General features: G+C 64.4%; 14 protein-coding genes. 9 read left to right on the top strand and 5 right to left on the bottom strand.

Annotated features, from left to right (window positions below; all coding sequences use genetic code 11):
* Positions 1–37: 37 nt before the first annotated feature.
* Positions 38–976 (bottom strand): ACP S-malonyltransferase, encoded by a 939-nt coding sequence (fabD, locus tag ACOXXX_RS17250; protein ID WP_422827848.1) that lies wholly within the window; start codon positions 974–976, stop codon positions 38–40.
* 187 nt (positions 977–1,163) lie between these two features.
* On the opposite strand from fabD, the gene ACOXXX_RS17245 reads away from it, so the two are divergent.
* Positions 1,164–2,375, top strand: a complete 1,212-nt coding sequence (locus tag ACOXXX_RS17245) for a cytochrome b/b6 domain-containing protein (protein WP_422827847.1) — start codon at positions 1,164–1,166, stop codon at positions 2,373–2,375.
* A 53-nt stretch (positions 2,376–2,428) separates the two neighbouring features.
* Positions 2,429–2,797 (top strand): YigZ family protein, encoded by a 369-nt coding sequence (locus ACOXXX_RS17240; RefSeq protein WP_422827846.1) that lies wholly within the window; start codon positions 2,429–2,431, stop codon positions 2,795–2,797.
* Positions 2,798–3,191: 394 nt separating this feature from the next.
* On the opposite strand, the gene ACOXXX_RS17235 is transcribed toward ACOXXX_RS17240, so the two are convergent.
* Together ACOXXX_RS17235 and ACOXXX_RS17230 are read right to left on the bottom strand one after the other, a co-directional pair.
* Positions 3,192–3,764, bottom strand: a complete 573-nt coding sequence (locus ACOXXX_RS17235) for a YceI family protein (protein ID WP_422827845.1) — start codon at positions 3,762–3,764, stop codon at positions 3,192–3,194.
* Positions 3,765–3,901: 137 nt separating this feature from the next.
* Entirely contained in the window at positions 3,902–4,090 is a 189-nt protein-coding gene (locus ACOXXX_RS17230) for a hypothetical protein (RefSeq protein WP_422827844.1), read from the bottom strand.
* A gap of 300 nt (positions 4,091–4,390) precedes the next feature.
* Here ACOXXX_RS17230 and rpsF point away from each other — a divergent pair, with 300 nt between their 5' ends.
* From rpsF to ACOXXX_RS17210, 4 genes are all read left to right on the top strand, one after another.
* Positions 4,391–4,756 (top strand): 30S ribosomal protein S6, encoded by a 366-nt coding sequence (rpsF, locus tag ACOXXX_RS17225; RefSeq protein WP_422827882.1) that lies wholly within the window; start codon positions 4,391–4,393, stop codon positions 4,754–4,756.
* Positions 4,757–4,779: 23 nt separating this feature from the next.
* Positions 4,780–5,007: a 30S ribosomal protein S18 gene (gene rpsR / locus ACOXXX_RS17220; protein WP_073249614.1), complete on the top strand. Its 228-nt coding sequence runs from the start codon at positions 4,780–4,782 to the stop codon at positions 5,005–5,007.
* A 12-nt stretch (positions 5,008–5,019) separates the two neighbouring features.
* A complete protein-coding gene (rplI, locus tag ACOXXX_RS17215) occupies positions 5,020–5,661 on the top strand; it encodes a 50S ribosomal protein L9 (RefSeq protein WP_422827843.1) in 642 nt (213 codons plus the stop codon).
* Between the two features lie 147 nt (positions 5,662–5,808).
* The gene (locus ACOXXX_RS17210; protein ID WP_422827842.1) at positions 5,809–6,582 is read left to right on the top strand and encodes a DUF1194 domain-containing protein; all 774 of its coding nucleotides are present in this window, start codon (positions 5,809–5,811) and stop codon (positions 6,580–6,582) included.
* Here ACOXXX_RS17210 and ACOXXX_RS17205 read toward each other — a convergent pair.
* Positions 6,524–7,189, bottom strand: coding sequence for a TetR/AcrR family transcriptional regulator C-terminal domain-containing protein (locus ACOXXX_RS17205; RefSeq protein ID WP_422827841.1), 666 nt, complete (start codon positions 7,187–7,189; stop codon positions 6,524–6,526). The genes ACOXXX_RS17210 and ACOXXX_RS17205 overlap by 59 nt on opposite strands.
* Before the next feature lie 102 nt (positions 7,190–7,291).
* Here ACOXXX_RS17205 and ACOXXX_RS17200 point away from each other — a divergent pair, with 102 nt between their 5' ends.
* From ACOXXX_RS17200 to ACOXXX_RS17190, 3 genes are all read left to right on the top strand, one after another.
* Entirely contained in the window at positions 7,292–7,990 is a 699-nt protein-coding gene (locus ACOXXX_RS17200; RefSeq protein ID WP_422827840.1) for an NAD(P)-dependent oxidoreductase, read from the top strand.
* A gap of 177 nt (positions 7,991–8,167) precedes the next feature.
* Positions 8,168–9,592, top strand: a complete 1,425-nt coding sequence (locus ACOXXX_RS17195) for an alanine/glycine:cation symporter family protein (protein ID WP_422827839.1) — start codon at positions 8,168–8,170, stop codon at positions 9,590–9,592.
* A gap of 118 nt (positions 9,593–9,710) precedes the next feature.
* Positions 9,711–10,781: a PLP-dependent cysteine synthase family protein gene (locus tag ACOXXX_RS17190; protein WP_422827838.1), complete on the top strand. Its 1,071-nt coding sequence runs from the start codon at positions 9,711–9,713 to the stop codon at positions 10,779–10,781.
* Between the two features lie 188 nt (positions 10,782–10,969).
* On the opposite strand, the gene tig is transcribed toward ACOXXX_RS17190, so the two are convergent.
* Complete coding sequence (gene tig / locus ACOXXX_RS17185; RefSeq protein ID WP_422827837.1) at positions 10,970–12,304, bottom strand: trigger factor; 1,335 nt, start codon at positions 12,302–12,304, stop codon at positions 10,970–10,972.
* Between the last annotated feature and the right edge of the window lie 14 nt (positions 12,305–12,318).

The raw sequence follows: 12,318 nt of genomic DNA, 5'->3' as shown, positions 1-12,318 counted from the left end.
ACGGTGTCAGAAATCGGCGATCAGGCCGAGGTGTCGCTCAAGCCAGGCTCTCTGCCGCCGCGCGCACGTCGTCGGGGGCCGAGATGGCGCGCGTCTCCGCCTCTTTCGCGATGCGCCGCACCATGCCCGACAGCGCCTTGCCTGCGCCGATCTCCCAAAAGGCGCTCACGCCCTGCGCCGCCATCCAGGCCACGGATTCGCGCCAGCGCACCGCGCCGGTCACCTGTTCGACAAGCAGTCGGCGGATCGCTTCGGGGTCGGCGGTCGCCTCGGCCAGAACGTTGGCCACCAGCGGCACCTTGGGCGCCGCGATCGTCACATCCTCGAGCGCCTGCGCCATCGCCTCGGCTGCGGGGGCCATCAGCGCACAGTGAAAGGGGGCGCTGACCGGCAGCAGGATCGCGCGTTTCGCGCCCCTGGCCTTGGCCAGCTCCGCCGCGCGCTCGACCGCGGCCTTGTGGCCCGAAACAACCACCTGCGCGGGGTCATTGTCGTTGGCCGCCGCACAGACCTGGCCCTGTGCCGCCTCTTCGGCCACAGCCGTGACCGTCTCGAAATCGAGGCCAAGAACCGCTGCCATCGCCCCCTCGCCCACCGGCACGGCCTCTTGCATGGCGCGCCCGCGCAGCCGCAAGAGCCGCGCGGCGTCGCTCAGGCCCAGCGCCCCGGCGGCCGTGAGCGCAGAATATTCACCCAGCGAATGCCCTGCGACGTAAGCCGCCGCCGTGACCTCCACACCCTCGGCCTCGAGCGCCCGCATCACCGCGACCGAAGTCGCCATCAGCGCCGGCTGCGCGTTCTGTGTAAGCTGCAGCACCTCGGGCTCGCCATCCCAAATGAGATCGCTCAGCTTTTCGCCAAGCGCTTCGTCCACCTCCTCAAAGACGGCGCGGGCGGCGGGATAGGCCGTGGCCAGATCGCGGCCCATGCCGATGGTCTGGGCGCCCTGCCCGGGAAAGATGAATGCGCGGCTCATGGGGTCGTCCCTCTTGCTTGGTTGGCCCGATTGTGCCGTCCTTGCTAGCGGTGCTTGCGCCGGGGTGCAACGATCTTGGGCGGTTTGCAAATCCTTGCAGCGCTGCACGTCCCCTGTGCAGGTGCGGCGATTGCCCTCTGCGCCCGGCACTTTACATATCGCGCGACCCAAGGACGGAGACCGCGCAATGCGCCTGACGAACACCCCGACCCGCTATGGCAGCGTCACCAAGACCTTTCACTGGCTCACGGTGCTGGGCATCGCGGCCGCCATTCCGCTGGGGATCCTTGCGAATGACGCGCCCTACGACACCAGCGCCGAGCTTGCCAACAAGGCGTGGCTTTTCTCGTTGCACAAGACGGTGGGCGTCACGATCTTCTTCGTTGCGCTGTTGCGCATCCTCTGGGCGCTGACCCAGCCCAAGCCCGCGCCGCTGCATCCCGACCGCCGCGCAGAATCCTGGCTGGCGGAAACCGTGCATTGGCTGCTCTACGGCTCGCTGGTGCTGGTGCCGCTGACCGGCTGGATGCATCACGCGGCCACGACCGGCTTTGCGCCGATCTGGTGGCCCTTCGGTCAATCCCTGCCCTTCGTGCCGAAATCCACCGCCTGGGCGGATACCACGGCGGCCCTGCACATCATCTTTGAACGGGTGCTGATCGTGTCGATCGTCCTGCACGTGGCGGGCGCGCTGAAACACCATTTCGTCGATCGCGACGCCACGCTGCGGCGCATGTGGTTCGGCGGGACCGAGGCCGGGGCTGCCGGGCGCGGCCACGCGAAACTGCTGCCCCTGGCCGCTGCGCTGGTGATCTGGGGCGCCGCCGTCGGCATCGGCAACGCGCTCGGCGTTTTCCAGCACGAGGCTAGTGCCGCCCAGGTCGCCGCGCTGCAAGAGGTCGACAGCGATTGGCAGGTGCAGGACGGCACGCTGGCGATCACCGTGCAACAGATGGGGTCGGGCGTCACCGGCAGCTTCGCCGACTGGACCGCCGACATCACATTTGACCAACAGGATGCTCCCGGAAAGACCGGGGAGGTGTCGGTCACCGTCGCCATCGGCTCGCTCACCCTGGGGTCGGTCACGAAGCAGGCCATGGGCGCGGATTTCTTCAATGCCGATCAATTCCCCACCGCCCGGTTCGACGCCGATATCAACAAGGTGGCCGACGGGTACGAGGCCGACGGCACGCTGACGGTCAAGGACCAGACGGTGCCCGTGGTGCTGCCGTTCCAGCTGACGTTGGAGGGCGATAGCGCCGAAATGCAGGGCCGGCTGACGCTCGACCGGCGCGATTTTGCGATTGGCGAGAACATGAACGACGAAAGCCAGCTCGGCTACGAGGTGGCCGTTGAGGTAGAACTGACCGCCACAAAAGGCGACGCGGCGGACGAATAGCCCCGAGATCCGCCGCTTGATTGCCCCGCCGCAAGCGGTTACGCGGCGGGGCCATGCTGGTGCTTGAAAACATCCTCAGCGATCGCGGGTCGAAATACGCCGTCTCGGGCGGGCCTTGCGCGTCCGAGGACGATGCCAAGGCGTTCGTGAAAGAGCTCATGCGGCGCAAGAAATTTGCCAAGGCCACGCATCACAGCTGGGCGCTGCTGACCAGCGACGGCCCGGTCAAGAACGACGACGGCGAAAGCGGTGCCGGCATGGTGATCCTGCGGATGCTGGAACGGGAGGGCCTGACAGGCCACCTCATCGTCGTCACCCGCTGGTACGGCGGCAAACACCTGGGCGGCGACCGTTTCCGCCATGTGCAGGAGGCGGTGCGGATTTACCTGGCCGAGGCTCAGGGCATCACCTCGCGGACATAAAGAAGCACGGGGGATGGCAGATCCCTTGGCGGACGGTCAATCAGCCGTGCCAGCGCCGGACCGGGGGACGGCGCGTCCGACTTACGAGCGACCGTGCTTTATGGTCGCCAAGCACGTCCTCCCTCCAGGTTAAACACCCGGTTCTGCAAAAGCGCCGGCCCATGGGGCCGGTCCGGCGCTGGCCCGGCGGCCGCCGAGGCGGCCTTGATTCCGCGCCAGGCGCAACGAACAAACGTGCGCTTCCTTCCGCACAGCCCACATCAGACACACCAATGCCCCCGCAGTTGCCTGCGAGGGCACCGTTCGCTAACTGCCATTTCCCTCTCGTCGCGCGCCACCCTGAAAGAGCCTCGCGCAGATGTAGCGGGGAAGCTGGCTGTCCCAAAGACCGCGCTTATTCGGCTTTCATCGCCTCAAGCGACATCTCGACCTGCACTTCGTCACTGACGAACGGGGCGAAGGCGCCGACGTTGTAGTCGCTGCGCACCAGCGTGGTGGTCGCGCTGAAGCCCGCCCAGGGCTTCTTCTCCATCGGGTGCTCACCCACCTGGTTCAGCTTTGCATCAAGCACAACCTCCTTGGTCACGCCGTTCAAGGTCAGATCGCCGGTGATCTTGGCGGTGTCATCGCCCGTCACCTCGATGCCGGTGGATTCGAAGGTGATCATGTCGCCCTCTTTGCCATCGAAAAAATCCGGCGACATGAAGTGCTCAAAGCGCGCTTCCCAACCGGTGATCATCGACATCAGCGGCATCGACACGCTGACCGACGAATTGGCCGGGTCTTCCTGGTCGAACATGATCTCGCCGTCAAAACCCGAGAACATGCCGTAGCCGGTCGAATAGCCCAGGTGGTCATAGCTGAACACGATCTGGCTGTGGCTGCTGTCGAGCGTATAGGCCTCGGGCTCGGCAAAGGCGGCGGCGGGTGCGGCGACAAGGGCGGTGGCAAGAAGAAGACGTTTCATCAGCGGTACTCCATTGTTGGACAAGCGACATGCTTGCTGATGAACTGGGGCACAGCCCCTCGCCTTTCAATTTTGTTTCTGCAAACAGGGTCTGTGGGTTTGTGAACACTCGGCCAAAGCCTGGTGTCCGGAAGCCCCTAGTCGCGCAGACCCCGGGCGCTGACGATGCAGCACAGCCCGCCGATCAGCATGAAGACCGACAGCCCCAGCTTGATCAGCGACAGTTCCGGCACATTCTCGCTGCCCGGCACGGCCCAGAGGCCGAAGGCCGAAAACATCAGCGACCAGCCCGCCACCCCAAAACCCATCCGGATCAGCGGGGCCATGCCTCTTTCCTCGCATTGGCCGGGTTCTGGCACGGGGGACATCTGGGCGGTCATGGCGGATACTCCGGGTCACAATAGATTACGCTTGGTTAACCCCAAGGTCGCCTGACAAAACGTCAGGATTGCGGCACCATTTGGGAAAGTCACGGGCGCATGCGCAGCGCTTGCACGCTGGCCAAATCCGTGTATACGCAGCACTTCCTTTCGCAAGACAAATGAACCGCGCAGTCTCTCGTGGGCAGGCGCGAAAGGATAAACGCCTCGCCCTATGAAATGCGCCAGAAAATGAACGGAGCCCACATGCCGCTGTACGAGCATGTCTTTATCTCGCGCCAGGATCTTTCCAGCGCCCAGGCCGAAGGCCTTGTCGAACACTTCTCCACGGTTCTTTCTGACAACGGCGGCAAGCTGGTCGAATCCGAATACTGGGGCGTGAAGACCATGGCCTACAAGATCAACAAGAACCGCAAGGGCCACTACGCCTATCTGCGCACCGACGCCCCCGCCACCGCCGTGCAAGAGATGGAGCGCCTGATGCGCCTGCACGACGACGTGATGCGCGTGCTGACCATCAAGGTCGATGAGCACGAGGAAGGCCCGTCGGTGCAAATGCAGAAGCGCGAAGAGCGCGGTGACCGTGGCGACCGCCGCGAACGTCGCAACTGAACCTGAAGAAGAGGAGATAACCCATGGCTGCAAAACCGTTTTTCCGCCGCCGCAAGGTCTGCCCCTTCTCGGGCGACAATGCACCTGCGATCGACTACAAGGACACGAAGCTGCTGCAACGCTACATTTCCGAGCGTGGCAAGATCGTGCCGTCCCGCATCACCGCCGTTTCGGCCAAGAAGCAGCGTGAACTGGCCCGCGCGATCAAGCGCGCCCGCTTCCTCGCCCTGCTGCCCTATGCCGTGAAATAAGGAGATACTGACATGCAAGTGATCCTTCTGGAACGCGTGGCCAAGCTGGGCCAGATGGGCGACGTCGTCGACGTCAAGCCCGGCTTCGCGCGCAACTATCTGCTGCTCCAGGGCAAGGCGCTGACCGCGTCCGAAGCCAACATCGCGCATTTCGAAGCGCAGAAATCGCAGCTCGAAGCCCGCAACCTGGAAACCCGCAAAGAGGCAGAGGCCCTGGCCGACCGCCTGGGTGGCCAGCAGTTCGTGGTGATTCGCTCCGCCTCCGACGGCGGCAACCTCTACGGCTCGGTCACCACCCGTGACGCCGCGGAAACCGCCACGGAAGCGGGCTATTCCATCGACCGCAAGCAGGTTCTGATCCGCACCCCGATCAAGGAACTGGGCCTGCACGAGGTCGAGGTGCACCTGCACCCCGAGGTCATGGTCACCATCGAACTCAACGTCGCCCGCTCGCCCGAAGAGGCCGAGCTTCAGGCGTCGGGCAAGTCGATTCAGGATCTGGCCGCCGAAGAAGAAGCGGCAGCCGATTTCGAGATCGCGGAACTGTTCGAAGATATCGGTGCGGCAGCTTCGGATGACGAAGAACTGGCCGAAACCGCGGGTGTATCGGACGACGCGGACGGCGCGGACGAGGCCGAAGAAGACAAGAGCTGAGGCACTCTGCCTCACTTTGCGCCCGAGGGCGCAGCACGCCGCGCGGGCCCACCCCGCGCGGCGTTTCTTTGTGCAGTGCACTGCGGCATGATCCAGGCCCGCGGGTTGTGATTGGACAGGCGGCACAGCGCCGCCTACCCTTGCGTCATGCTCCCGCGTTTGCTCCTCCTGCTGATCCTCGCCCTGCCAGCCCAGGCCCAAACCCCGCGCGAGGCGGGTCTGGAACTGGTGCTGCTGGCGGATGCCTCCGGCTCCATCGACTCCGCCGAACTGGCGTTCCAGCGGCAGGGCTATGCGGACGCGCTGAACGATCCGCAGGTTCTGGGCGCAATCCAATCGTCGCTTTATGGCAATATTGCCGTCACCTACGTCGAATGGGCCAGCAACACCGCGCAAGTGGTGGACTGGATGATGATCGACGGCCCCGAAAGCGCGCAGGCTTTTGCCGATGCGCTGGTCGGTCCGCCGCGCCAGGCTTATGGGTCCAATGCCATCGGCAACGCGCTGCTGGACGGGCTTCGGCTGATCGAGCGTAACGACATCACCGCCCCCCGCGCCGTCATCGACTTTTCCGGCGACAGCATTCGCAATTCCTCGGGTCCCGGCATCGCCGACGCGCGGGCGCAGGTGCTGGCCGCTGGTGTCACGATCAATGCCCTGCCGATCCTGCGGCCCGAAGATGGCCGCCGCGCGGGCCTCAACCTGGAAGCAGAATACCAGGAAAGAATCATCGGCGGCCCCGGCGCCTTCATGGTCACTGCGGAAAGCCGCGAAAGCTTTGCCGCCACCGTGCGCCGCAAGCTGGTGCTGGAAATCGCGGGCATGACGCCCGACACCTTTGACCTGGCCGCCTGCTGCGGCCCTACCCCTCGCGCGGCAAGCGCGCCATCGCGCCCAGCAGCAGATCCAGCCCGAAGGTAAACTCTTGGCGTCCTGCGTGCCGTTCCTCTGCCACCTCTACGGTCAGCGCGCGCAGATTCGGCAAGACATCCGCCGGTATCATCGGCAGATAGGCCCGCGCCGCAGGGGCGTATTCGTCTTCGTTAAACGGAAAATTCTGCTCCAGCAGAGTGAAGCCATAGATATGGCTGTCGAGCGCGTTCCAGATCCGGTCCGCCTGCGCCCAGGAAAACCCCGCGCCGCGTAGGCAGCCAAGCGTTGCATCCGCATAGGTCAGCATCACCGGCCCCGCCGTCACCCGCGACACCAGCAGCGCTGATGCCCAAGGGTGGGCCGTCAGGACTTCGTGCGCCGACAGCGCGCGCTGGCGCATCTCGGCCTGCCAATCGCCGGAACCGGCACGGTGAAACCCGGTGGCCACCTCTTCGATCATGCCATCGAGCAGCGCATCCTTGTTTTTGACGTGGTTGTAAAGCGACATCGCCTCGACGCCGAGCGTTTGGGCCAGCCGCCGCATCGATAGGCCTTCCAGCCCCGACTCATCCGCCAGCCTGACCGCCGCCGCAAAGATCTTATCGGCGCTCAGGCCGGACCGCCCACCGGGTTTTTTTATCGACTTTTCAACCACCTGAACATCCCGCACTGAAAATCTGTTGACTCACTTACACCGTAAGCGTAAACGCCGCAACATCAACTTACAGCGTAAGTCATTTCGGATAAGGAGCACAAAATGAAACGCATCTGCATCATCGGTATTTCGGGCAAGCTGGGGCAGTACATGGCGCGCCACGCGCTGGACCAAGGGCTTGAGGTGCGCGGCGTCTGCCGCCCCGAAAGCCTGCACAAGCTGGCCGACCTCGCCCACCGCATCACCGTCTTTCCCGGCCGTACCGACGACCGCGAGGTCGTCGCACAGGCGGTCGAGGGCTGCGATGGCGTGCTGACCGTGCTCGCCCCCATGGGCGTGCAGGACTATTCATCCGGCACCGCCCGGGCGGTGCTGGACCTGGCACCGCCCGAGGCGCGACTGGCGTTTTCCTGCGGGCTACACATCCGCCATTCCGAGAAGGATCGCATCAGCTGGAAACTCCGCGCCTTCGTCGCGGTCTTCGGCTTCGTGGCCAAACTCGCGCGCTTTGCCGACATCTCGGATCAGGTGCGCGCGACCGACGCGATCTTTGCATCCGACCGCGACTGGACCGTCGTGCGCGCCCCGGACCTCGAGGAAGGGCCAAGCGAGGGTCTGCCGCTTTGGGCACCGCATGCGGGCGATCCGCTACTGAAGGCAGGCGTGGTGCGGCGCACCGACTTCGGCCTTTTCATGCTGCACGCCCTGTCGGACCCCGACCTCATCCGCGTCGCCCCGGTGATCGTGAGCCGCGTGCGCGCCGCCCAGATCGGGGGCGATCATTCGCTGCTGGCGGCGTGATCCAGCGTGGGGGGCCGAAACGCCCCCTGCTTTGCCCGGGAATTAGGCAAAACGCGCGCAACTGTTGACCAATCGGGCAGCATCGCCCACCATCGGTTGTGCAAAAGCCTTCAGACCGGACATTTGCCCAACGACCGATAGGCTGTCCGTAACGCATACAATGCAAGGGGACAGCCAATGGGTTTCTTCGACACGATCTTCAACCTGATCAACGATCTGACCTGGGGCTGGGCGCTGGTGCCGTTCCTCGTCGTTCTGGGGGTGTTCTTCACCGCCGCCAGCGGTTTTGTGCAGTTCCGCTTTTTCAAGCGCATGTTCATGGTGCTGAAGGGTGACGATGAATCCAGCGATCCCACCAAGATCAGCGCGCGCGAGGCGCTGTTCGTGTCGGTGGGCGGGCGCGTCGGCGGCGGCAACATCGCCGGGGTCGCGGTGGCCATCACCGCAGGCGGTCCGGGGGCAGTCTTCTGGATGTGGGCCATCGCCCTTGTCGGCATGTGCACATCGCTGGTCGAGGCGACGCTGGCCCAGGCCTACAAGCGCACGACGCCCGAAGGCGACTATCGCGGCGGACCGGCGCGCGCCATCATGCACGGGCTGGGGGCGAACTACCGCTGGCTGGCGGTCATCTACTCGGTCTGCCTGATCGCGTCCTTCGCTATCGGCTTCAACGCCTTCCAGGGCAATACCGTGGCCGGGGCCGCGCTGGACAGCATGTCGATCCCGCGGATCTACACCGGCGTGGCCCTGGCGCTGGCCACCGGTTTCATCGTCTACGGCGGCATCCACCGCATCGCGAAGGCCGCCGATATCATCATCCCGGTGATGGCCATCGGCTATATCGCCATGGCGCTGCTGATCATCCTGATCAACATCACCAGCCTGCCCGGCGTGCTCATTGACATCGTCGCCAACGCCTTCGGCTTCCGCGAGGCGGTGGCGGGCGGCATCGGCGCGGCCATCGCGCAGGGCCTGCGCCGCGGGCTCTTCTCGAACGAGGCGGGGCTCGGCTCCGCCCCCAACGTCGCCGCCACGGCTTACGTCAAACACCCCGTCAGCCAGGGCATCACACAGAGCTTTTCGGTCTTCATCGACACCATGATCATCTGCTCCTGCACCGCCTTCGTGATCCTTCTAGGCGATGTCTACGTGCCCGGTGCAGAAGGCATTGATGGTGTCGCGCTGACCCAGCAGAGCATGGTCGATCACGTCGGCTCCTGGGCGCAGTACTACCTGACCGCGGCGATCCTGCTCTTTTCCTTCTCGTCGATCATGTACAACTACTATCTGGGCGAAAACGCGCTCAGCTTTCTGACCGAAAAGCCAAGCGCCGTGCACATCCTGCGCATCGCCATCGTCGGCATCGTCTTTCTTGGGGCAGTCGCACCGGGGGCAACGGCGGTCTTCAACTTCTCCGATCCGATGATGGGCATTCTCGCAGTGGTGAACCTGCTGGCGCTGATGATGCTGTTCCCGATCGCGCTGCGGCTCATCAACGATTTCCGCGACCAATTGGGCGCGGGCATCAAGATGCCGATCTTCGATCCCAAGAAGTTCCCGGATCTCGACACCGATGCCAGCGCCTGGCCGGATGCGAAATAGCCCCGCGCCGCTGGCGGAAAAACCCGGCTAGGAACCCGGGCCGGATTGCGCCAGACTGGGGCCGGACAGTCGGGGCCCATCGCGCCCCCGACCCGGCATCAGCAAGGAGAGATCTGTCATGGCTATTCGCACAACCGACGGGCGCGGCATGCGCTATGAATCCGTGCTCGACACGGTCGGCAATACGCCGGTCATCCGCATCAACCGCATCGCGCCGAAGAATGTCACGGTCTACGTGAAGTTCGAGGCGTTCAATCCCGCAGGCTCGGTCAAGGACCGGCTGGCGCTCAACATCATCGAAGCCGCCGAACGCGATGGCCGCCTCAAGCCCGGCCAGACCGTGGTCGAGGCGACCTCGGGCAACACCGGCATCGGCCTGGCCATGGTCTGCGCCGCCAAGGGCTATCCGCTGGTGGTGACCATGGCGGAAAGCTTTTCGGTGGAACGCCGCCGCCTTATGCGGTTCCTGGGCGCCAAGGTGGTCCTGACACCGAAGGCGCAAAAGGGCTTCGGCATGTATTCCAAGGCCAAGGAACTGGCCGAGGAAAACGGCTGGTTTCTGGCCTCGCAGTTTGAAACCGCCGACAATGCCGCGATCCATGAAAACACCACGGCGCGCGAAATCATCGCCGATTTCAAGGATGACAAGCTCGATTACTGGATCACCGGCTACGGCACCGGCGGCACCGTTTCAGGGGTCAGCCGGGTCCTGCGCAAGGAAAGGCCCGACACCAAGATCATCCTGACCGAACCCGAGAATGCCGCCATCGTGTCTTCGGGCTACGTCAACACCCGCAACGACGCGCACCAGCCCACCGAAAGCCATCCGCATTTCCAGCCGCATCCGATCCAGGGCTGGACCCCGGATTTCATTCCTTTCGTTCTGCAAGAGGCGATCGACGGCGAATATTACGACCAGATGATCCCGGTCGCCGGGGCCGACGGCATCGCATGGTCGCGGCGGCTGGCCGCCGAGGAAGGCATCTTTACCGGCATTTCGGGCGGCTCGACCTTCGCCGTGGCGATGCAGCTGGCCGAAACCGCGCCCGAAGGCTCGGTGATGCTGGTCATGCTGCCCGACACCGGGGAACGCTACCTCTCGACCCCGCTCTTCGAAGGCATACCCGAGGATATGACCGATGAGGAACGCGAAATCTCCAACTCCACCCCCACCGCGCAGCTGGGCTGACTCACGCGGGGCGCCGCCCACCTCGGCGCCCTGCCCTTCTTCGGTTTCAAAAAACCTCAGAGAGCGCGAGAGACAGCGTCTCTCGCAGGCCCCGCAGGGGCCTTTTCTATGACCTACCGAAACCAAAACGGGCCACCCCTTGGGGTGGCCCGCTCGCAGTCCGGAAACCGTCGCAACGGGCGCGGTCTTTATTCCTCGTCTTCCAGCGCCTCGACGGCGGTCTGGAGCTCTTCCTTGCTGACTTCCTTGTCGGTGACCTGGGCATTCTCGACGATATGGTCGATCACCTTGTCCTCGAAGATCGGCGCGCGCATCTGCTGCTGCATCTGCTGGTTCTGGCGCACGAAGTCGAAGAATTCACGCTCCTGCCCCGGGTACTGGCGAGCCTGGTTCATGATCGCCTGGGTCATCTCGGCATCGGTGACCTCGACATTGGCCTGCTGGCCCAGCTCGGCCAGAAGCAGACCCAGACGCACCCGGCGCTCGGCCAGTTTGGTGTGCTCTTCGGTGGTCTCAATCTCGGGGTGGTCGTGGCCCTGAACCTCGGGGTTTTCCTCATGCCACAGCTGATGCGCGATCTGCTTGGCCTCGGCCTCGACCAGGCTCGGCGGCAGCTCGAAGGTCACCATGCCGTCCAGCGTGTCCAGCAGCCCGCGCTTCATCACCTGGCGCGCAGCACCCTGGTACTCGGCCTCCAGACGCTCGGCGATCTGGGTCTTGAGCGCGGCCAGATCCTCGGCACCGAACTTCTTGGCCAGCTCGTCGTTGATCTCTGCCGCGACGGGGGCCTTCACGGCCTTGATCGTGCAGTCGAACGTCGCGGCCTTTCCGGCCAGGTTCGGCGCGCCGTATTCCTCGGGAAAGGACACCTCGACCTGCTTTTCGTCACCGGCCTTTACGCCGACAAGCTGTTCTTCGAAGCCCGGGATGAACGACCCCGACCCCAGCACCAGCGGATAATCCTCGGCCGAACCGCCGTCAAAGGCCTCGCCGTCGACCTTGCCGACGAAATCGAAGACCACTTGGTCGCCGTCCTCGGCCGCCGCACCGTCTTCACGGTCGCTGAAATCCTGCGCGGTTTCCGCCAGGTTGGACAGCGCCTCGTCCACCGACGCGTCGTCAGCCTTCACGATCAGACGTTCGACGCTGATGGTGCTCAGGTCCAGTTCGGGGACCTTCGGCAGCGCCTCGTAGGACATCTCGACCTTGACGTCGTCGCCCTCTTTCCAGTCGTCGTTGGTCATCTTGACTTCGGGCTGCATGGCCGGGCGGTCGCCGGAGGCCTCGAAATGCTCGTTCATCGCGCCGTCGATGCTTTCCTGCATCGCCTCGCCCAGCAGGCGCTGGCCGAACTGCTTGCGCAGCAGCGGCAGCGGGACCTTGCCCTTGCGAAAGCCCTTCATCTCGATCTCGGGCTGCGCCTCGGTCAGCTTTTCGACCACCTTGGCGTCCAGCTCAGCCGCCGTCACGGTGATCGCATAGCCGCGCTTGAGGCCGTCATTCAGGGTCTCGGTGACCTGCATCGGTGTTTCCTTCT

Origin of the sequence: Thalassococcus sp. BH17M4-6, from assembly GCF_049323015.1 — a bacterium.
GTDB lineage: Bacteria > Pseudomonadota > Alphaproteobacteria > Rhodobacterales > Rhodobacteraceae > Puniceibacterium.
The sequence above is the reverse complement of the archived record's forward strand: the minus strand, read 5'-3'. Positions and strand labels throughout refer to the sequence as shown.